This is a genomic window from Nocardioides salarius (assembly GCF_016907435.1).
GTDB lineage: Bacteria > Actinomycetota > Actinomycetes > Propionibacteriales > Nocardioidaceae > Nocardioides > Nocardioides salarius.
Genome location: NZ_JAFBBZ010000001.1, coordinates 3,758,846 through 3,776,760 on the forward strand (window position 1 = coordinate 3,758,846; position 17,915 = coordinate 3,776,760).

Genomic DNA, 17,915 nt, shown 5'->3' on the forward strand with positions numbered 1-17,915 from the left:
GGCTACTCGCCCGCGCCGAGGGCGGTCGGGTGCATCACCATGGTGACCACGAAGCGGCCCTCGCTGGTGCCGACGGTGGCGGCGTCGGCGAGCGTGGTGAGCACCTGCCAGGCGAAGCTGTCGTAGTCGGGCGCGGAGGGCGCGGCGGCGTCGACCGCCACCGAGACGGTCAGCTCGCCGGGGCGCAGGTGGAACTGACCCACCAAGTCGGAGGCCGTGTCGGCCTCGGGCAGCACCATCGCGCAGGCCTCGCCGACGGCGATGCGCAGGTCCTCGATGTCGTCGATGGTGAAGTCGAGCCGGGCGGCCAGGCCCGCGGTGGTCGTGCGCAGCACCGAGACGTAGGCGCCGTCCGCGGGCAGGCGGATCTCGACGTCGGGTCGGTCCGCGACCGGACCGGTCGTCGCAGTGGTGGCAGACATGGGGGCCGTCCTCGAGGAGATGGGGGTGGCAGGCACCCTAGTGGGCCGGCGCGGACGTGTGACGACGGCAGGGTGCCGGCCCCCCTGGTGCTACCCCGGGGGCGGCCCCCGCAAACGCCTCAGTCGCCTCGCTTGACAAGGCGACCTGTGGGGGCACTAGCATCGCCATATGACGATGACAGAGGAGAATGGCGCTGCTGGCCGCGCTGGCGCCACCGACGGGCTGACCGCGGCAGCCTGCCTGTTCCACGGTTTCTCGGATCCGTCCCGCATCTCCGTCCTGCGGCACCTCTCGCTGGGCGAGCACCGAGTCGTCGATCTCACCGCACACCTGGGTCTCGCGCAGTCCACAGTGAGCAAGCACCTGGCGTGCTTGCGCGACTGCGGCCTGGTGACGGCCCGGCCCGTGGGGCGGGCCACGGTGTACTCGCTGAACCACGAGGAGGCGCTGATGGACCTGTGGAAGGCCGCTGAACGACTCCTGGACGCGACGGGGGATGCGGTGACGTTGTGCCCCGACCACGGCGTCCAGCTGCACGAGGATGCGGGCTCGTGACCACCCCCGCGCACACCGACCAGACCGTGTCCGTGGCCGATCGGGCACAGCTGGGACGTCGAGCCCAGCTGCTCGCCGCAGCCTCCGTCGCCTACAACGCCATCGAGGCCGTCATCGCCGTCACCGCCGGTGTCGTCGCCGGATCTGTTGCGCTGGTGGGTTTCGGGCTCGACTCCGTGGTCGAGGTGTCGTCAGGTCTGATCATCCTGTGGCAGTTCCGCCACCGGCTCCCCGAGTCGCGTGAGAAGCAGGCGCTGCGGCTGATGGCGATCTCGTTCTTCGCGCTCGCCGCCTACATCGCCTTCGAGTCCGGACGAGCGCTGCTGACAGATGCGGAGCCGGACCCCTCACCGGTGGGGATCGGGTTGGCGGCCGCTTCGCTGCTCATCATGCCGTTCCTCTCCTGGGCGCAACGCCGCACCGGTCGAGCCCTCGGTTCCAACGCCGTGGTGGCCGACTCCACGCAGACCCTGCTGTGCACCTACCTCTCAGCGGTGCTGCTGGTCGGTCTGGTCCTGAATGCCACCCTCGGCTGGTCGTGGGCCGACCCCGTCGCCGGCCTCGTCATCGCCGCGGTCGCGGCCCGCGAAGGGCTGGATGCCTGGCGCGGGGAGAGCTGCGGCTGCGGCCCTGCCGTCGCTGCAACGTGCTCGGAGGAGTAGCGGGGCCCGGGGCCGCCCGTCGCACCGGCTGGCCGTGGCACCGACTGCAGCCGTCGCACCTGCCGCCGGTGGGGTCGACGTCATTGACTGCGCGACCACACGCACCCACGTGAGAAAGGACCCTCGATGTTGGAGGGCTTCACGCTCGTCCTCGTCCTTGCCTGCCTACCCGCCGCCGGCAACTTCCTCGGCGGGGTGGCGGCCGAGGTGGTCGACGTGTCCGAACGATCGCTCAGCCTCGCCCTGCACCTCGCCGCCGGGATCGTCCTGGCCGTCGTCGGCCTGGAGCTCATGCCCGAAGCACTCACCGCCGACCCGCCGTGGGTGCCCATCGCCGCGTTCGTAGGAGGTGGCGCAGTGTTCGTCGCTCTGGAACGCGCTATCGGATACGTCCAAGTCCGCACCGGGACTAGCGAAGAGTCCAAGGGTCCGCTCGCCATCTACTCCGGTGTGTCCATCGACCTCTTCAGCGATGGCGTCATGATCGGTACCGGAACGGTCATCAACCCTGTTCTCGGATTGCTTCTCGCCCTGGGGCAGGTCCCCGCAGACCTCCCCGAGGGGTTTGCTTCGGTCGCGACCCTGCGTCGCACCGAGATGACCCGCCGCACCCGCGTCCTCATGTCCGTCTCGTTCGCTGTTCCCATCATCGTGGGGGCAACCCTCGGCTACTTCGCCCTCCGCGACGCACCCGAGCTCGTCACCCTGTCCGTCCTCGCCGCCACCGGAGGCGCGCTCACGAGCGTCGTCGTCGAAGAGATGCTGAGCGAAGCCCACGAAGGCGAGACCAGCCCCCTCGGCCCCATCGCCCTCACCGCCGGGTTCGCCGTGTTCGCGCTGATCTCGGTCTACGTCGGATGATCGGCGGCGACGCATGCTCGCGCCCCGAGCTAGGCTCGATCCGCGAGCCGCAGTGACCTGTAAGACGGGAACCGAGGAGATGGTGGACGTGATGGGCGGCATGATGCTGTGGATGACGATCTGGGGCGTGGTGGGTCTGGCACTCCTCGTGGGGCTCGGAGTCGTCGTGGTCCGAGCGGTGCGCCCCGGGAGCCGCGCCAGCCAGGTTCCTTGGGCGGATTCTCCCGAAGAGATCCTGCGCCGCCGCTACGCCGCGGGCGAGCTGGACGAGGACGAGTACTTCCGCCGTAGCTCAGGACTCCGGGACTAGCGGGTCCCACCGGCCACCCGGACCGTTTCACCCGTCCGGTGATTGACCCGTTGGCCGGGTGCCTTCCTAGCCTGCAGGCATGAAGAAGCCACCCGCCTTCCCGGTCATGCCGCTGGTGCCGATGTCGCCCATGTCGGCTGTGGTGATCAGCGACGTCGTGCTGATCCGGCGTCTCAAGGCGTTCGAGGCGGCGCTGCCGCGCTCGATGTCCGTCTGAGCGCCGTACGGCGTGGCTCAGAGCATGGAGCCGAGGTCGGAGCCCACGGTGGGGTAGGCGGCGGTCGCTGACTTCAGCTGTCGGGTGGTGAGGCCGAGCTTGACGGCCAGGCCCAGGGTGTTGACGAGCTCGCCGTACTCCGGTCCGAACAGGTGGGCTCCCACGACCTGGTCGGTGGACTGGTCGATGAGGATCTTCGCCGCGGAGGCGGTCTCCCCGATCCGGTAGCTGGAGTACCAACCGCTGGTGTCGGAGTAGCGCACGGCGAGGTCGATGCCCTGGTCGCGGGCCTCGGCCTCGAGCATGCCCACGCGGGTCAGCTCGGGGATGGTGAAGACCGCGGTGGGGATGCCGGCGTAGTCGGGCGCGGTGGTCGTCTGCTTGAGCATGTTGGAGGCGGCGACCTTGGCCTCGGAGACGGCGACCGGTGTCAGCGGCATGCCGGCGGTGTCGGCGGAGTCGCCGGCGGCCCAGACGGCGGGATTGGTGGTGCTCTGCAGGTGCGCGGCGACCTGGATGCCGCGCTCGCCCCACTCGACCCCTGCGGCGTCGAGCCCCAGGTCGGCCAGCTCGGCGACCCGGCCGGCGCCGTGCACGACGAGGTCGGTCTGGATCGTCTCCTGCTCGCCGTCGCGCTCGATGGTGACCTGGTAGCCGTCGTCGCTCGGCTGCACCTGCACGATGCTGGTGCGGCGCCGCAGGTCGATGCCGACCTGGGTGCTGCGTTCGACCATGAGCTCGACGAGGTCGGGGTCGAAGCTCTTGAGGGGTCGCTCGCCACGGTCGACCACGACGGCGCTGGTGCCGGCCCGGGCGACGATGTGGGCGAACTCGAAGGAGATGAAGCCGCCGCCGACGAACAGGATGCGGTCCGGCAGCTGTGCCAGGTCGAGGAAGTCGGAGCTGTCGATGAGGTGCTCGTGGCCCGGGAAGTCCAGGGGACGTGGCTGCGCGCCGGTGGCGACGAGGAAGCGGTCGGCCTCGTGCGCGACGCCGTCGATCTCGAGGGTCCGCGGGCCGGTGAACCGTGCGCGGCCGTGCAGGGTGGTGACCCCGCTGTCGCCCAGCCCGTCCTCCATGCTCTGCGGGACCGGGTCGGTGAAGCCGTGCTTGTGCTTCATCAGGTCCGCCCAGCTGATCGCGAGTCCGTCGCTGTCGATGCCCTTGCCGTTCATCAGCCGGGCGCTGTCGATGACCTCGGCGCCGCGGCGCAGGATCTTCTTCGGGTCGCATCCACGCAGGGCGCAGGTGCCGCCGTAGGGCAGTGAGTCGACGATCGCCACGGACCAGCCCTGGGCCGCGCACTTGTTCGCGGCGGCGACCCCGGCCATGCCGGCGCCGACCACGATCAGGTCATAGGTCTGCTTCATGGGGAGCTTCCTCTCGTGGGACGTCCAGGACCGCCCTGAGCTGGTCGAGCGTCGGGGCGCCCTGGAACCCGTCGGGCGTGGGGTAGCGACGGCAGGCCAGGGCGACCGCGTCGCCGGGCTCGGCGAAGAGGTCCACACCGTCGACCTGGATGCTCGGTGAGCCCCGGAAACCGGTGCGCTCGGCTTCAGCCGGGGTCTCGACGAGGTGGTGGGTGACCCGGAGGTCGCCGCGCTCGGAGGCCAGGGCCGCGAGTCGCTCGTCGGCGATCTTCCAGCTCGGGCAGTCCTCGAAGTAGAGCAGTGTGACGTCCATGGCTGGGACGCTAGACCTTGATCCACGGTGCAAGGTCAACCCCTAGGGTGGAGCCATGCGGATAGGGGACGTGGCTGAGGCTGCTGGTGTGCCGGCGCAGACCATCCGGTTCTACGAGCGCCGGGGCCTCCTGCCCCAGCCGGAACGGGGCCCCAACGGGTACCGGGACTACGACGAATCGGTCCTGGCCCGGCTGGCGTTCATCCGTTCGGGACAGGCTGCCGGGCTCACCCTGGTCGAGCTGGGCAGCGTCCTCGACCAGCGCAGGGAGGGCGCCGTCCCGTGCGCCCACGTCCAGTCGTTGCTCCTGGCCAAGCTGGACGAGATCAGGGCCCGGCAGCGCGAGCTCGTCACGATGGCGGAAGAGCTGGAGGGCCTGATCGCGCGCAGCGAGCGCCTCGACCCTGCGGACTGCACCAACACCCAGGTCTGCCACATCCTCGCGTCCAGCGGCTGATCCTGTGGGAGTGGCGGCACCCCGGTCGGTACATCACTTCCCCAGGAGCGACCGGCGTTTCAGCTCCGCTCAGGCGGGTCCTCTCGTCCGAGACCGTTGTCTCGTCTGCGCAGGGCCATGAAGCCGGCCACCGAGAGGACGGCGAGCGCCCCCAGCGACAGCGAGGACTGCCAAGTCCCGAGGTCCGTCCCGAAGGCGCCGACCGCGACGTAGGCGACGGTGCCGGGCACGATCCCGAGTGCAGTGCCGAGCAGGTAGCTCGTCCACGACATCCGGGTGAGCCCGGCCAGGTAGTTGATGGCCGTGAACGGCACGACCGGGACCAGGCGCAGCGCCAGGAGCACGACCAGCCCGCGCTCGGCAACGAGCGCGTCGAACCGCGCGATGCGCGCTGAGCCGAGGTTCTGGAACGATGCCTGACCCAGGTGCCGGGACAGTGCGAAGGCGATCGCGGCGCCGAGCACGGCGGCCACCCACACCAGCGCCAGGGCCTGGGTGAAGCCGAACAGCAGACCGGCGGCCGCCGTCAGCACGTTCTTGGGCAAGGGCGCCAGCGTTCCTGCGGCGTAGGCCGCGACGAAGGCTGCCGGCGCGGCCCACCCGAGGTCCCCGATGCCGTCACGGACAGCGTCCACCGACGGCAGGTCCACGAGCACGGCGACACCCGTCGCAGCCAGCAACAAGATTCCTAGGAGCCAAGGCCGCCATCGAGCTGCGGCCTCGGGGGTCGACGTCAGCTGGAGAGCCGCGATCCTCCGGATCATCTCGACGGGTATCGGTCGAAGGTCCGCGCGCCGTCGGTGGAGCGCCACAGACGACCCTCCACTGAGGCGTAGACGTGCCCGTCGTCGTCGGTATGAAGTGCCTCGGGCTGGGCGCCGAGCGAGCCGGCCCTGACGAAGGTCGTCGCGTCCTTGCTGGTGTAGGCGGTGCCGACCGGGTCCAGGCCGGTCACCGTTCCCTGGGTGTCCCAGCTGACCAGCATGAGAAGCGGAGCGTTCTCGAGCAGGGCGAAGGAGCGACCGCCATCGGTGCTCAGCGCCGGTCCTTCCGCGGTGGTGGCGATCACGGTGTCAGGGTCGGTCGGGCTGACCGCGAAGTCGAACACCACCCCGGTGGACCGGGTCTCCCATGTCTCCATGTCATCGGAGACCATGAAGCCGCCGGTCGCTGCGTCCGCTCCGTAGACCAGGCCATGGCGGTATTCCAGCGCGTGGAAGTCCGCCTGACCTGCCAACGACCGGTTGGTCCAGCTCTGCCCCCCGTCGGTGGACTCGATGAGGCCCAACGAGCTCGGACCGTCCTGTCCTTTCCCGGGGTGGCCCGATGCGAGGAAGTGGTCCGGGCCCGCGACCGTGAAGCCCATGAAGTCCTGTACCCGGTCGCTGATCGGACCGGCCAGCGCACCGGCGTCCTCATCGACCCGGAACAGCCCGTAGTGGCTGCCCACGTGCAGGGCTCCGGTGCTGGGCTCGACACCGAGACCGTGCACGTGCTCGAGCACGCCGCCAGCCTGGTCCGAGGTGTCTGTCGCTCGGAGCGCCCACCAACCGGCGGCAGCGAGCAGCGCGGCCACGACGGCGATCGTCAACCACCATCGCGCTGACGCCGTGCTGCCTCGGGAGGACTGCTCGGCCTGAGGTTCAGCGCTGACGGTGCGGGGCATGTTTCTCGTCTCCTGGTCGGGGGTGTGCGCGCGGTGATCAGCGGTGCCAGTCCGGGCTCAGGCTCGGGATTCGTCGTCTGGCTCGCGTCCGTGGTGGGTCTCGAGCTTCCGGTCACCTCGACCTCCACGGCGCGTGAGCGAGATGGCGCCCACGACTGCCAGTGCCACGATGGCGATGAAGACCACCATTCCCAGCAGCATCCCGAAGCCCATCAGCAGGCTCATGCCGCCCAGTCCATCCATGTCTCCCGCGAGGTGGTCCTTTCTCCCGCTGCGATGTGTACTATGATTCATAGTATAAGGGGTTCTGAAAAGGGTCCGCTGCTGGGACGTCAGCGGGGAGTCAGGCACGCCCACGGCCGCGGCACCGCCTTCATGCCAGCTCTATCGACGCCAGGGGTCAGGTCTGCTGGACGAGCAGATCGGCGATGAGCTGCTGCCGGACCCAGAGCGCGATGAAGGTCGAGGCTGCGAGCGTCCAGAGGGTTCGCGTCGCTGTCCTCGTCGAGCGGACGTGCACGTCGACCCACCGACCGCTCACCACACCCAGCGCTGCTCGGCCGAGGGTCGCGAAGGCGGCGAGGACCGCGGCGATGCCCAGGGGGTTGTAGCGCCAAGCCTCGGCGAGGTCTCCCTCCATCGTCAGCCGCGCGGATCGGGTGCCCCCGCACAGCGGGTCCATCAGTCCCAGGTGGTGCCAGGGTGGGTGGAGATCGATCGGCGGTAGGCCGAACGTCAGCAGTGCGAGGCTGGCGGCAGCGCCGAGCGCGGCGACCCAGGTCACCGAACGGTGCCGATCCGTCGGGGCGAGGTAGAGGCGCATCCGCATCCGGGTGCCGCCTCAGACTCCGGCGTAGGAGTGGAGGCCGGAGATCCACAGGTTGACGCCGAAGAAGTTGAACAGGAATGCGACGTAGCCCGCCAGGGCGAACCAGGAGGCGCGCGAGCCTCGCAGTCCTGCGGTGCTCTGGGCGTGCAGGTAGGCGGCGTAGAAGACCCAGGTGATGAAGGCCCAGGTCTCCTTCGGGTCCCAGCCCCAGTAGCGGCCCCATGCGTTCTCGGCCCAGATCGCCCCGGCGATCACGGCGAACGTCCAGACGGGGAAGGCGAAGACGTGGACGGCGTGGCTGGCCCGGTCCAACGAGGATGCGGTCGGCAGTGCGGCGACGTAGCGCTGTGACCGCTCGGTGACGGGTCGGGCCTCCCACCGCCTCCGCAGGATGCCGAGGGCGGCGGTGATGGCGCCGATGGTGAAGACCCCGCCGGAGACGATGGCAGCGGCCACGTGGATGACGAGCCAGTACGAGTCGAGCACCGGGACCAGGTCGTCGACGGGCGTGTAGAAGCTCGTGACAGCCAGGCCGAGCGCCAACAGCATGAGGGCGACGATCCAGACCCCCGCCTCCCGGACGGCGCGACGTCGCACGAGCGCGACGTAGGCACCCCCGGCGGCGAGCGAGAGCACCAGGAGGAACTCGAACATGTTCCCCCAGGGCGCACGGCCGGCGGCCAACCCACGCACGATGACGCCGGCGACGAGCAACAGCGTCCCGAGCACGGTGAGACTCACTGCGGAGGCGCCCACCACGAGGGCGGGTCCTTCGCCTGCCCGGGTGTCCGTGGCGTCGCGCTCCCTGGTGGACCCCGTGGCTCCTGCGGCCTCGGCAGCGCGGGAAGCGCCTGCTGTCCGACCCCGGGCGGAGACGCTGAGCGTCGACGACGCGCCGGGATGCCGGGTGGGCAGCGACCTCAGGGCGGTGGACGCCGCGTGGGCGAGCAAAGCGAGCGCCAGGACGGCGATGGTGGAGTAGACGAGTCCGTCCGAGAGGCGGGCGAGGAGGTCGGTGGTCATGGTGCATCCTTCCGGTGGGGCTGCCGGTGGCGGTCGAGCTCGTGGCGTACGTCGTCGGCGATCGAGTCGATCTCGCCGTGCGGCAGTCCACGTCGAGTCGCGGACTGGCCGGCGTACTGGACCACGACCGTCCCGGCGTCGTCGTGGACTCGCACGTAGACGCGGCGGCGGCGCACGATCAGCGAGGTGGTCAGTCCGCCCAGCAGCATGAGCGCCGCCAGCAACGACAGCTCCTTGCCGGGGTCGCGGGCGACCTGGAAGTTGGCGAACCGGCGGACTCCGTCGAAGGTCACGGTGCCCAGGTCGTCGGGGAGTCGCACCGTCTGGCCGGGGGCGAGCTGGGGACCGAAGGGCTGATCGGAGCCTGGTCGCATGACCTGCTGGAGCCGCGACTTGTCGAGGGTGTACACGGACTGGGCCAACCCGTCGTCGAGCCCGAGGTCCCCGGTCCAGACCGTGAGCAGCAGCCGGGGGTTGACGAGGTCGGGGTAGGCCGAGAAGGCGCCGTCGCCGATGTCGGCCGCAGTGGGTAGGAAGAGCCCCTCGAGCCCGAGCTGGGCAGGGCGGGCATCCGGTGCCTTGATGACGCCGTCGGAGGTGAGGTTGTTGTCGGCGGGGAGGAAGATGACCGGGCCGGAGTACGCGGTGGCGCCGGTGCCGTCGCGCACCGTCACGACGGGCGCGTAGCCGTGCCCGGTGAGGAACATCTTGGTGCCGTTGATCTCGAGGGGCTGGTTGGGACGTACGTGCGCCGTCCACGAGTCCTCGCCGGACTCGACCCGGAGGCGCGCATCGAAGGATCGAGGCTCACCGCGGCGGGCTCCGGAGGTCTCGAAGTCAGCTTCGAAGGACTCCAATCGGAAGCTGAAGGGTTCGAGCGCATTGACGTCGGTCCAGACCGACGGGCTGAAGTCGTCGTACTGGGAGGCGACGTTGGTGAACGACTCGCCCGCCACGACCGCGACTCGCGCCTCGTAGCCGTACAGCCTGCCTCCGGCGATCCCGAACAGCAGCACCAGCAACGACAGGTGGAAGAGCAGGTTGCCGGCCTCGCGGACGTGCCCCTTCTCGGCGCTCACTGCTCCGTCAGCCACTCGGACCCGGAAGCGACGCCGCCGCAGCGCCGACTCGACCAGCTCGAGCGCGTCCACCCGGGACGTCGATGTCTCTCCGTGATCACGCCTGCCGACGAAGACGTCTCGGCGGTGATCTTCCAGGTGATCCAGCCGGGTGGGAGCCTTCGTCGGTTCGCTACGGAAGTCGCGCCAGAGCTTGGCGCACCTCGGGAGCACGCAACCGGTCATCGACACGAGGAGCAGCAGGTAGATCGCAGCGAACCATGGTGAGGCGTAGACGCCGAAGAGTCCCACGCGGTCCAGCCAGGGGGAGATGTCAGGGTTCTCGGCGTAGAACTGCGGCACCGCGGCGGGGTCGCTCGCCACGCCCCGCTGGGGCAACAGGCTGCCCGGCACCGCGGCCAGGGCCAGCAGGGTCAGCAGGATCACTGCCGTGCGCATGCTGGTGAGCCGGCGCCACGCCCATCTGGCCCATCCGAGCACGCCGATGCCGACCGGTGAGGGCGAGATCGTCGCCGCGGCCTCGTCCGGATCTTCGCGATGGGGCTTGTCTGCGTGCAGCTGAGTCATCGAGCACCGATCGTGACGGGGTGGAAGGACGGCGGCGAGGACTTCCGTCCGAGCAGGAAGATGGTGGCAGCGGCTCTCATGACAAACGCAGCGTACTACGTTCGGTAGTAGAGTTGGTGCCGTGTGGATACGTCGGTCGTCTGTGACATTGGTGTCCTTGGTGCTGGTGGCGGGCGGCTGTGCGAGGACCTCGCCGGAGCCATCCGGGAGCGCTGCGGGGTCGAGCGACCTCGCCCCTGCGCCGGTCGCCGTGTCTGGATCGGCCGGCTGCTCGTCGCTGCCGTCTCGGAACCCGGCCGGACGGGACGGTAGAGACGCGAACGGCGAAGGCGGTGGCGTGCGCGTCCTTCCCGACCTGAGCCTGCGCTGCCTGACCTCACAGGAGGAGGTGCGGTTGCGCGACCTCGGGGGCAGGGCGATGGTGGTGAACCTGTGGGCAACCTGGTGCGGGCCCTGCCGAGCGGAGATGCCGATGCTGCAGGCTGCTCACGACGACCTCGGCGGGCAGGTCGCATTCCTCGGGGTCGGCACCAAGGATCCGTCCACTGTTGCGGGTCCGTTCCTGGAGGAGGTGGGGGTGCGCTACCCGCAGGTCGTCGACCCTGCCGCCGAGCTGCTGCGCGCGACCCAGGTACCGGGGTTGCCGGTGACCCTGTTCCTCGCGCCGGATGGTGAGATCGTCGACCAGCACATCGGACGCCTCGACCGTGACACGCTCGACGAGCTGGTCGCCAAGATCCTGGAGGACGCTGCGAGCAGGCATTGAGTCGAGCCCGTGCCATCGTCGTGGGTGCCTCCCCGGTGGAGGCTGCGGTGCTACGGGGTCCCTGTCAGTCGTCCTTGTAGAAGAACCTCCTGCTGATGGAATGGCTCGGGGCCGCCAGGACCTCCTGGCTGATGCGTCCGAGACCATCGAGCGTGACCTCGACGTAGGTCCCAGCGGAGGGAAAGCCCATCAGCAGCTTGGTGGCGCCGGAGTCGGCGGTGCTCCTGGCTGCGATCGGCGCCACGCCCGCGCTGTACGGCTCGCCTTCGAGGAACTCAGCCATGCTGAGGGTCGCGGGGCTCGGTTGCGGCAGCCCTGCCTCGCCGTCGCTGGTCACCGCCTCGTAGATGGTGACCTGGTCGAAGTCGTCAAGCACCCGGAGCGTGCGCTCCAGCAGGTCCTCGGCGGGCTCCGCCGGCCACGGGACCAGGGCTGCGACATTGCCACCGCGCCACCCCGACGCGGTCGCACGAAGATTCAGGACGTTGTCGCCGTCGGCCCAGTCGAGGGCGGCGACGAAGCAGCCCTCGCCGCAGGCCCGGAACTCCACGGGCTCCTGCGTCCCGGTCGCAGACTGCAGCTGCGCGGACAGTGTGTAGTCCGGGGCTTCGCTGACGTCGTACTCGTTGCCGTCGCTGGGAGTGGTCAGCCGGACGACCACCTGGCCCTCGCTCGCGACCAGGTTCACGCCGACCTGACCGGCCAGGCCGCCGGCGGGAACGGCGACTCCGGTGGGTGGCGGGGGAGGAGGGGCGCTGAAGGCGCCCGGTGTGGGCGTGGAGACGAGGACGGACGTGGCGCCCAGCACGACGACGAGCGTGACGGCCTCGAACCGTGCCGTCCGGGTCGCGCGACCCAGCCGCTCGGACCGCAGGGCCCGCCGTGCCGCCAGCGCCATTCCGACCACGGCGACCACAGCCGCGAGTTTGACCAGCAGCGCGCGTCCGTAGCCTGTGCCGGTCAGTGCAGGCAGCGGCACCAGCAGCAGTGCCATGGTCAAGCCGGTCACGACGATCACCACGAACGAGATCGTGGCGATCTTCGCATACCGGAGCAACGCCCACTGGACCGCCGCTCTGGTGGCCCGCCACTTCACAGCAGCTCGTGCTACGTGCAGCAGTGCCCCGACCCAGATTCCGGCTGCAACCAGGTGGACGGCGGTCAGCAAACCGCCGACCACAGGGAGCTCGATCTCGCTGTGCGAGCCGACGCCCTCGGCGAGAGCAACGACGAGGAGCGGAAGCAGCGCATACGAAGGCCGCCGCAGTGCGAGGAGCAGGAGAGCGACCCCGAAGCCCAGTGCATGGGCCAGCACGACGCGTCCGGCTGCGCTCTCCCACAGGACCGAGATGCTCTCCGCCCTCAGTGCCAGCCGGGCTGCGGCCGCTGTGGCGGCGAAAAGACCGAGGAGGGCGCCCAGTTGGGCCCAGGAGCACACGCTGGGCAACCCGGCGTCCGCCGGCCGGCCCGGGACGTGATGCGTTCGCCCACGAGCCCTCCGAAGGCCACGGCGAAACCTGCCAGCAGCAGCCACCTGAGGCCAGCCGCGGACCAGTCCGTGGGTTGGCTGGTGCTGGCTGTCTGGTCGCCGGTGATCACGGTGCCCACCGCGAAGCGGTACTCACCTCTCGCGCCGTGCCCGTCCACCCCGGTGGCCTCCCACTGGACCTGGTAGATGCCCGGCTCGAGCTTCTGGGTCACGGATGCGGTGAGGACCGTGCCACCCTTCTCGGTCCTCGGCGGCGAGGTCGGAACAGCCGAACCACTGCTGTCGGTGATGGCCACGGCTCGGTCCGTGGAGACCACCGGCTCGTTGAAGACCAGGTTGACCGATCCCGGAGAGTCGGGAACGGCTCCATCCAACGCCGGATCGCTGAAGAGCAGGACCGGATGTGCGCTGGCGGGCGAAGCGGCGACCAGCATCGCGACCACGCCGAGGAACGCGACCACGGCCAGCCGGATCGTGCGGCCTCGCCAGTTCCGTCGGTGGACGGTCCTGATCATGGCATCTCCTTCACGTGACTACGATGCATAATAGTAATGGGACGGTGGTCGTCTGGTCGGCGGCCTCCGCATCAATCGGGGACAGGGAAGCGCGTGCGATGGGTCGGTACGTCGCGACGACGGTCTTGCTCGGGCTGCTCGTGCCGACGGCCGCGTTCGCCCACGACGAGGTGGTCGGAACTTCGCCGCGCAACGGCGAGGAGGTCGCGGCGTTGCCCGAGGAGGTGCGCATCGACCTCGGCGAGCGGCCGCGATCCGGCTCGGGCTCGGTCACCGGACCGAACGGCCAGGAGCTTCGTCGCGGAGAGGTGGAGATCGACGCTAGGACGCTCGTGATCCCCGTGCGGTCGGCCGCCCGGCGGGGCATCTACGAGATCGAATTCCGAGCCGTCTCGCGCGACGGCCACCCCGTCGTGGGCTCCCTCAGCTTTGCACTGGTCCGGCAGCGCACCGCGTCGCCCAGCCCCAGCGGTGAGCAGCCTCTCGATCCACTAGAGAACCAGGAGCGCACGGACTCCAATGACGCCGGTGGCGACGACGCGGCGTCCACCGTGTCCTGGATCGGGCTGGTAGTGGCAGCTGGCGCGGCGATCGCCGGAGTGGTCATTGCTGGAGCGCGGTCTCGCAGATCGACGCGGTGAGAGCGTCGGGCTCGGCGCGCGGCGGGTTGCGACGATGGCGACGTCGCTCCCCACGTCAGCAACCACGGGTGCAGTCCGGTCGAATCAGAGCATCTTGATACGATCATTCTTAGTAGATGCTGACTGGTGTGGAGGCGGTATGCGGACGCGTGTGGCGGGTGGGCGGCTCACGGTGGTTGCCGCCCTTTCGGCGGTGCTGCTCGCTGCCTGTGGCTCTCCGACCACTGGGAGCTCAGGCGGGCCCGGGTACATCACGGGGGAGGGCGTGGTGGAGCAGATCGCCGTGGCGGACCGTGAGCCACTGCCGCGGCTGCGCGGCGCAACGCTGGACGGGTCCGAGTTCGACACCGCGGAGCACGACGGGTCGGTGCTCGTCATCAACGTCTGGGGATCGTGGTGCCCACCCTGCCGTGCCGAAGCACCGGGGCTGCGACGGGTCTGGGAGGAGACTCGCGCCGAGGGCGTCCAGTTCGTGGGTCTGAACGTCCGGGACACCGACGACGCCGCGATCGCCTTCGAGCGCAGGTACCGGCTCACCTATCCCAGCATCACCACCGAGCAGTCGGGCGAGGCGTTGCTCGCACTGCGCGCCATGCTGCCCCCCAATGCGATCCCCAGCACGTTGGTGGTCGACCGTGACGGCGATGTCGCCGCCCGGGTCATCGGGCAGGCCACGTACCGCACCCTGCGTGCCCTGGTCGACGACGTGCTGGAGCCAACGCCCGGGTCGTCGAAGGAGGCACCGGATGTCGGCGGCGACGCTGGCTGAGGGCGTGCAGGGGCTCGTCTTCGACGGACCGTTGATCCTGGCTGGTCTCGTGGCGGTGGCGGCAGGACTCCTGTCCTTCTTCTCGCCGTGCTGCCTGCCGCTGGTGCCCGGCTACCTCTCCTACGTGGGCGGCCTCGCGGGTCAGGACGTGCCGTTCCCTGCCGACGCGACGCGAAAGGATGCCGAGACTGGTGAGAGGAACCGGCGAGGTCGCGCCAAGACCGGCGCGGTGCTGTTCGTGGCTGGCTTCGCCGCCGTGTTCACCGCGTACGGCGCCCTGTTCGGCTCGCTCGGGGCGCTGCTCTTCGAGCACCAGGAGACCTTGATCCGGATCCTCGGCGCGTTGACGATCCTGTTCGGACTGGTCTTCAGCGGGGTGTTGTGGCGGCTGCCATGGTTGAACCGAACGGTACGGATCAACCGTCGTCCGCGGACCGGTCTGGCCGGTGCACCGTTGGTCGGTGCGTTGTTCGGACTCGGGTGGACGCCCTGTATCGGGCCCACCCTGGCCGCCGTGCTCACCCTGGCGACCAGCAGTGCCGACCCAGGTCGCGGTGCTGCGCTCTCCTTCGCCTACAGCGCCGGGCTGGGCATCCCCTTCATCCTGGTCGCAGCCGGCATGCAACGTTTCATGGGCTCGGTGGCGTGGGCGCGCCGACATGCCCGCGCCGTCACCGCCGCCGGCGGCGCCGTGCTGGTGCTGCTCGGTCTGCTGCAGGTCACCGGGGTCTGGACCGCGCTCATCAGCCGGATGCAGGGCCTGATCGCGGGATGGCAGCCTCCGATCTAGCCACCGGCCCGCAGCCACGCCGGGGTCGGTACGCCGTGGCTGCACCCCGTGCGGGGTGCAGTCAGACGGTGTCGGTGGGGAAGTCGATGGGGCACAGGTCGGCGGTCGCAGCAACCACGGCGGGTGCGGCGAGGATGCCCAGAGGCGCGAGAACCAGCACAGCGGCGATGACCAGCGCCGCCGCCACGCCGCTGGCCCGCAGCGGGTCTGCGGGCGCGAGCAGGCGTCGTACTCGGGCCACGGATGTCGGACCGCCGGCACCGAGCGCGGCGGCGGGCGCCTTCGACTCCGCCATGCGGACCACGGCCGTGGCAATGCTGAGGCGCTCGTTGCAGCTGGCAGCCACGTCGTCGGCGTGCATCTCGACCAGCCGCGTCAGGGCCACATGAGCATCGCGGAACACCGGCACCCCCGGGAACGCTCTCGCCAGCGCTCTCGAGACGGCGAGCACCAGATGGTGACGCGCGACCAGGTGAGCGCGCTCGTGCGCCATGACTGCCTCGAGCTCGTCGGGCCGCAACGTGTCGAGTGCTGCGCTGGTCATCACGACGCGACCGCCGTGGCCGGGCACGCAGTACGCCACCGGGGCGTCGTGCTCGAGCACGAGGGCGCCGGTGCACGGGTCGGTCTGGGCGAGGATGAGCAGCGACCGCCGCAGCCGAGCCCGCTGGCTGCGCGCCAGGGCGACCTCCGCCGCCAGGCAGTAGATGACCCTCCCCAGCACGCTCACGGCAAGGACGGCGCCCGTCGCGCTGGCTGCCGCACCACCAGGAGTCTCGTACTGTGCGCGCAACGCCGCACCGCATGCCGAGAGCAGCGCGGCCAGGTCGTTGCTGAGGGGCACTGCGGGCAACGCGAGTGCCGCCCCGGTCAGCACGACAGCCGCGACGGCTGACACGCTCAGGCTCTGCCACAGGACGATGCCCACCCAGGGCGATCGTTCGATCGAGGTGGAGCGCTGCAACAACCTCGGCCCCAGCGTCGCGGCGAGAACTGCCACGACGACCAGCGCGACGTCGGCGATCACTCGCCCTCGCTCTTCGTCGAGCTGCGCCGGTCGAGAGCCGAACGTAGTCGGTCCAGCTCTTCGGGCTGCATCTGCTCCACGAAGTGCAGCAACGCACTCCCACGATCGGCAGTGTCGGCGAGCACCTCGCTCATGAGCGCAGCAGTGTGCTCCTCACGAGACTGCACCGGGACGTAGTGGTAGGCCCGTCCGACCCGCTCACGCCCCAGGAGGCCCTTGCGATGCAGGTTGTCCATCACCGTCATCACGGTGGTGTAGGCGAGGCTGCGTTCATGCTCCAGCTCGTCGAGCACCTCACGCACGGGAGTCGGCCGACCGCGCGCCCACATCCGCTCCATGATGACAGCCTCGAGGGGACCCAGGTTGCTCACCCGTTGTTGCATGTCTCGACTCCCCAGACGCGTTCGTGTGCGGCTCTCATCTCCGGTTCCCGATAGTAGACGACCGGCCGGGGAGTCGGCAGGCACCGTGGGGGACGCAGGGGCTCACCAGCGCCAGACCTTCTGTCGGGATGTCTCGCGACGTGAAGCCGGAACGTGCTCGACGCCGCCCTCGGACCGCTCGCAGACTCGCTGCGGACCGGGACGGCGTCGACCAGGTAGAGCTGCGGGCCAGGTGACCCGCTCCGAGCCTCAGCCCTTCTTGGTCTCCCAGAAGATCTCGGCGATCTCGTCGATCTTGGCCAGCAGCTGGTCGGCGACCTCGGCGTCGAGGGCGCCCTTGGCGCCCGAGGCGCCGGCGAGCTTGGTGGCCTCGTTGACCAGCACGTGCAGCTGGGGGTACTTCTCGAAGTGCGGGGGCTTGAAGTAGTCGGTCCACAGCACCCACAGGTGGTGCTTGACCAGCTCGGCGCGCTGCTCCTTGATGATGATCGCGCGGGTGCGGAAGTCGGGGTCGTCGTTGTCGGCGACCTTGGCGATGATGCCCTTGATCGACTCGGCCTCGATGCGGGCCTGCGCGGGGTCGTAGACACCGCAGGGCAGGTCGCAGTGGGCGGAGACCTCGACGGTGGGTGCGAACAGCTTGGCGAACATGCAGGTCCTCTCGTACGTCGTCTGGCTTCTGGCTGGGACACTACTCCGCGTGAGCGACACGTCCCCACCCGCTCGGGCGGGTCGAGCCCCGCGCCCCACCAGCCCCCGGAGCCGGCCGTGGGGCTGGGCGCTCGTGCGCGGCGACTCGATGCGCCCGGGCCTGCGCCCCGGTGACCGCCTGCTCGTCTCCTACCGGCGCGCGGTGCGCCCCGGACGCGTGGTCGTCGCCCGGCTGGGCGACGGCACGCTGGCGGTCAAGCGTGCCGCCGAGCGGCGGCGTACGGCGTCGGGCACGCCGGGGTGGTGGCTGCTCAGCGACGACCCCGACGTCGGCGTCGACTCGCGGCACCGGGGGCCGGTGCCGGAGCCCGACGTGCTGGGCGTCGTGGTCGCCCGGGCCTGGCCGCGGCCCCGGCGGCTCTGAGGCGCGTCGCGCCCGTGCGGTGTGACCCACCGCACGGTGGGACGCCCCCCGGGGCGTCGGCCCCGCTGTGCGAGACTGCGATCACGCGCACCCCGCCCGGGTCCCGGCGCTCCGAGGCACCACCCCGC

25 protein-coding genes are annotated in these 17,915 nt (G+C 70.2%); 11 read left to right on the top strand and 14 right to left on the bottom strand.

Translation table 11 applies throughout. The features are described from left to right. Positions 1-2: 2 nt before the first annotated feature. A complete protein-coding gene (locus JOE61_RS18060) occupies positions 3-422 on the bottom strand; it encodes an anti-sigma factor (RefSeq protein ID WP_193667545.1) in 420 nt (139 codons plus the stop codon). A gap of 169 nt (positions 423-591) precedes the next feature. Between JOE61_RS18060 and JOE61_RS18065 the strand changes: the two genes are divergently transcribed. From JOE61_RS18065 to JOE61_RS18085, 5 genes are all read left to right on the top strand, one after another. Beyond that, positions 592-978, top strand: a complete 387-nt coding sequence (locus JOE61_RS18065; RefSeq protein WP_193667544.1) for an ArsR/SmtB family transcription factor — start codon at positions 592-594, stop codon at positions 976-978. After that, positions 975-1,640 (top strand): cation diffusion facilitator family transporter, encoded by a 666-nt coding sequence (locus JOE61_RS18070; protein ID WP_307823088.1) that lies wholly within the window; start codon positions 975-977, stop codon positions 1,638-1,640. Before JOE61_RS18065 ends, JOE61_RS18070 begins: the two co-directional genes overlap by 4 nt. Before the next feature lie 126 nt (positions 1,641-1,766). Further along, complete coding sequence (locus JOE61_RS18075; protein ID WP_204797304.1) at positions 1,767-2,501, top strand: ZIP family metal transporter; 735 nt, start codon at positions 1,767-1,769, stop codon at positions 2,499-2,501. Positions 2,502-2,583: 82 nt separating this feature from the next. Then, the gene (locus JOE61_RS18080) at positions 2,584-2,811 is read left to right on the top strand and encodes an SHOCT domain-containing protein (protein WP_204797305.1); all 228 of its coding nucleotides are present in this window, start codon (positions 2,584-2,586) and stop codon (positions 2,809-2,811) included. A 79-nt stretch (positions 2,812-2,890) separates the two neighbouring features. After that, complete coding sequence (locus JOE61_RS18085) at positions 2,891-3,028, top strand: hypothetical protein (RefSeq protein ID WP_193667543.1); 138 nt, start codon at positions 2,891-2,893, stop codon at positions 3,026-3,028. Positions 3,029-3,045: 17 nt separating this feature from the next. Here the strand turns inward: JOE61_RS18085 and JOE61_RS18090 are convergent, their stop codons facing one another. Together JOE61_RS18090 and JOE61_RS18095 are read right to left on the bottom strand one after the other, a co-directional pair. After that, positions 3,046-4,398, bottom strand: coding sequence for a dihydrolipoyl dehydrogenase family protein (locus JOE61_RS18090; RefSeq protein ID WP_193667542.1), 1,353 nt, complete (start codon positions 4,396-4,398; stop codon positions 3,046-3,048). Beyond that, on the bottom strand, positions 4,382-4,711 hold the full coding sequence (locus tag JOE61_RS18095; protein ID WP_193667541.1) for a thioredoxin family protein: 330 nt from the start codon (positions 4,709-4,711) through the stop codon (positions 4,382-4,384). Before JOE61_RS18095 ends, JOE61_RS18090 begins: the two co-directional genes overlap by 17 nt. Positions 4,712-4,766: 55 nt before the next feature. Here JOE61_RS18095 and JOE61_RS18100 point away from each other — a divergent pair, with 55 nt between their 5' ends. Beyond that, complete coding sequence (locus tag JOE61_RS18100; protein ID WP_193667540.1) at positions 4,767-5,168, top strand: heavy metal-responsive transcriptional regulator; 402 nt, start codon at positions 4,767-4,769, stop codon at positions 5,166-5,168. A gap of 59 nt (positions 5,169-5,227) precedes the next feature. Here the strand turns inward: JOE61_RS18100 and JOE61_RS18105 are convergent, their stop codons facing one another. The 6 genes from JOE61_RS18105 to resB form a co-directional block, all read right to left on the bottom strand. After that, positions 5,228-5,932, bottom strand: coding sequence for a TVP38/TMEM64 family protein (locus JOE61_RS18105; RefSeq protein WP_193667539.1), 705 nt, complete (start codon positions 5,930-5,932; stop codon positions 5,228-5,230). Next, positions 5,929-6,834 carry a F510_1955 family glycosylhydrolase gene (locus tag JOE61_RS18110; RefSeq protein WP_204797306.1) on the bottom strand — a complete coding sequence of 302 codons (906 nt, stop codon included), beginning with the start codon at positions 6,832-6,834 and terminating at the stop codon, positions 5,929-5,931. The genes JOE61_RS18105 and JOE61_RS18110 overlap by 4 nt, the downstream gene beginning before the upstream one ends. A 57-nt stretch (positions 6,835-6,891) precedes the next feature. Further along, complete coding sequence (locus tag JOE61_RS18115; RefSeq protein WP_193667537.1) at positions 6,892-7,059, bottom strand: hypothetical protein; 168 nt, start codon at positions 7,057-7,059, stop codon at positions 6,892-6,894. 175 nt (positions 7,060-7,234) lie between these two features. Further along, positions 7,235-7,663, bottom strand: coding sequence for a DUF2752 domain-containing protein (locus tag JOE61_RS18120; protein ID WP_193667536.1), 429 nt, complete (start codon positions 7,661-7,663; stop codon positions 7,235-7,237). Positions 7,664-7,675: 12 nt separating this feature from the next. Next, positions 7,676-8,686, bottom strand: coding sequence for a c-type cytochrome biogenesis protein CcsB (gene ccsB / locus JOE61_RS18125; protein ID WP_193667535.1), 1,011 nt, complete (start codon positions 8,684-8,686; stop codon positions 7,676-7,678). Further along, positions 8,683-10,203, bottom strand: a complete 1,521-nt coding sequence (gene resB / locus JOE61_RS18130) for a cytochrome c biogenesis protein ResB (RefSeq protein ID WP_204797307.1) — start codon at positions 10,201-10,203, stop codon at positions 8,683-8,685. The genes ccsB and resB overlap by 4 nt, the downstream gene beginning before the upstream one ends. Before the next feature lie 466 nt (positions 10,204-10,669). Here resB and JOE61_RS22310 point away from each other — a divergent pair, with 466 nt between their 5' ends. Further along, the gene (locus JOE61_RS22310; protein ID WP_307823162.1) at positions 10,670-11,098 is read left to right on the top strand and encodes a TlpA family protein disulfide reductase; all 429 of its coding nucleotides are present in this window, start codon (positions 10,670-10,672) and stop codon (positions 11,096-11,098) included. 64 nt (positions 11,099-11,162) lie between these two features. On the opposite strand, the gene JOE61_RS18140 is transcribed toward JOE61_RS22310, so the two are convergent. Both JOE61_RS18140 and JOE61_RS18145 read right to left on the bottom strand, forming a co-directional pair. Beyond that, positions 11,163-12,413: a CopD family protein gene (locus tag JOE61_RS18140; protein WP_193667532.1), complete on the bottom strand. Its 1,251-nt coding sequence runs from the start codon at positions 12,411-12,413 to the stop codon at positions 11,163-11,165. 47 nt (positions 12,414-12,460) lie between these two features. Continuing rightward, positions 12,461-13,102 carry a copper resistance CopC family protein gene (locus tag JOE61_RS18145; protein WP_193667531.1) on the bottom strand — a complete coding sequence of 214 codons (642 nt, stop codon included), beginning with the start codon at positions 13,100-13,102 and terminating at the stop codon, positions 12,461-12,463. A 98-nt stretch (positions 13,103-13,200) separates the two neighbouring features. Here JOE61_RS18145 and JOE61_RS18150 point away from each other — a divergent pair, with 98 nt between their 5' ends. From JOE61_RS18150 to JOE61_RS18160, 3 genes are all read left to right on the top strand, one after another. Further along, complete coding sequence (locus JOE61_RS18150) at positions 13,201-13,743, top strand: copper resistance CopC family protein (protein ID WP_193667530.1); 543 nt, start codon at positions 13,201-13,203, stop codon at positions 13,741-13,743. A gap of 268 nt (positions 13,744-14,011) precedes the next feature. After that, entirely contained in the window at positions 14,012-14,512 is a 501-nt protein-coding gene (locus tag JOE61_RS18155) for a TlpA family protein disulfide reductase (RefSeq protein WP_204797308.1), read from the top strand. After that, the gene (locus JOE61_RS18160; protein ID WP_193667528.1) at positions 14,490-15,302 is read left to right on the top strand and encodes a cytochrome c biogenesis CcdA family protein; all 813 of its coding nucleotides are present in this window, start codon (positions 14,490-14,492) and stop codon (positions 15,300-15,302) included. Before JOE61_RS18155 ends, JOE61_RS18160 begins: the two co-directional genes overlap by 23 nt. Positions 15,303-15,363: 61 nt before the next feature. Here the strand turns inward: JOE61_RS18160 and JOE61_RS18165 are convergent, their stop codons facing one another. The 3 genes from JOE61_RS18165 to sodN form a co-directional block, all read right to left on the bottom strand. Continuing rightward, on the bottom strand, positions 15,364-16,329 hold the full coding sequence (locus JOE61_RS18165; protein WP_193667527.1) for a M56 family metallopeptidase: 966 nt from the start codon (positions 16,327-16,329) through the stop codon (positions 15,364-15,366). Then, complete coding sequence (locus tag JOE61_RS18170) at positions 16,326-16,700, bottom strand: BlaI/MecI/CopY family transcriptional regulator (RefSeq protein ID WP_193667526.1); 375 nt, start codon at positions 16,698-16,700, stop codon at positions 16,326-16,328. Before JOE61_RS18170 ends, JOE61_RS18165 begins: the two co-directional genes overlap by 4 nt. Positions 16,701-16,961: 261 nt before the next feature. Then, entirely contained in the window at positions 16,962-17,363 is a 402-nt protein-coding gene (sodN, locus tag JOE61_RS18175) for a superoxide dismutase, Ni (protein WP_193667525.1), read from the bottom strand. A 49-nt stretch (positions 17,364-17,412) separates the two neighbouring features. On the opposite strand from sodN, the gene JOE61_RS18180 reads away from it, so the two are divergent. Further along, entirely contained in the window at positions 17,413-17,787 is a 375-nt protein-coding gene (locus JOE61_RS18180) for a S24 family peptidase (protein WP_307823089.1), read from the top strand. The last annotated feature ends 128 nt before the right edge of the window (positions 17,788-17,915 follow it).

Excerpts from the sequence above, each read along its gene's own strand:
- JOE61_RS18110 (WP_204797306.1), bottom strand. The coding sequence starts at position 6,834 with ATGCCCCGCACCGTCAGCGCTGAACCTCAGGCCGAGCAGTCCTCCCGA.
- resB (WP_204797307.1), bottom strand. The coding sequence starts at position 10,203 with ATGCGCACGGCAGTGATCCTGCTGACCCTGCTGGCCCTGGCCGCGGTG.
- JOE61_RS18065 (WP_193667544.1), top strand. The coding sequence starts at position 592 with ATGACGATGACAGAGGAGAATGGCGCTGCTGGCCGCGCTGGCGCCACC.
- JOE61_RS18145 (WP_193667531.1), bottom strand. The coding sequence starts at position 13,102 with ATGATCAGGACCGTCCACCGACGGAACTGGCGAGGCCGCACGATCCGG.
- JOE61_RS18075 (WP_204797304.1), top strand. The coding sequence starts at position 1,767 with ATGTTGGAGGGCTTCACGCTCGTCCTCGTCCTTGCCTGCCTACCCGCC.
- JOE61_RS18090 (WP_193667542.1), bottom strand. The coding sequence starts at position 4,398 with ATGAAGCAGACCTATGACCTGATCGTGGTCGGCGCCGGCATGGCCGGG.
- JOE61_RS18115 (WP_193667537.1), bottom strand. The coding sequence starts at position 7,059 with ATGAGCCTGCTGATGGGCTTCGGGATGCTGCTGGGAATGGTGGTCTTC.
- JOE61_RS18095 (WP_193667541.1), bottom strand. The coding sequence starts at position 4,711 with ATGGACGTCACACTGCTCTACTTCGAGGACTGCCCGAGCTGGAAGATC.
- sodN (WP_193667525.1), bottom strand. The coding sequence starts at position 17,363 with ATGTTCGCCAAGCTGTTCGCACCCACCGTCGAGGTCTCCGCCCACTGC.
- JOE61_RS18085 (WP_193667543.1), top strand. The coding sequence starts at position 2,891 with ATGAAGAAGCCACCCGCCTTCCCGGTCATGCCGCTGGTGCCGATGTCG.
- JOE61_RS18150 (WP_193667530.1), top strand. The coding sequence starts at position 13,201 with ATGGGTCGGTACGTCGCGACGACGGTCTTGCTCGGGCTGCTCGTGCCG.
- JOE61_RS18100 (WP_193667540.1), top strand. The coding sequence starts at position 4,767 with ATGCGGATAGGGGACGTGGCTGAGGCTGCTGGTGTGCCGGCGCAGACC.
- ccsB (WP_193667535.1), bottom strand. The coding sequence starts at position 8,686 with ATGACCACCGACCTCCTCGCCCGCCTCTCGGACGGACTCGTCTACTCC.
- JOE61_RS18120 (WP_193667536.1), bottom strand. The coding sequence starts at position 7,663 with ATGCGGATGCGCCTCTACCTCGCCCCGACGGATCGGCACCGTTCGGTG.
- JOE61_RS18060 (WP_193667545.1), bottom strand. The coding sequence starts at position 422 with ATGTCTGCCACCACTGCGACGACCGGTCCGGTCGCGGACCGACCCGAC.
- JOE61_RS18105 (WP_193667539.1), bottom strand. The coding sequence starts at position 5,932 with ATGATCCGGAGGATCGCGGCTCTCCAGCTGACGTCGACCCCCGAGGCC.
- JOE61_RS18160 (WP_193667528.1), top strand. The coding sequence starts at position 14,490 with ATGTCGGCGGCGACGCTGGCTGAGGGCGTGCAGGGGCTCGTCTTCGAC.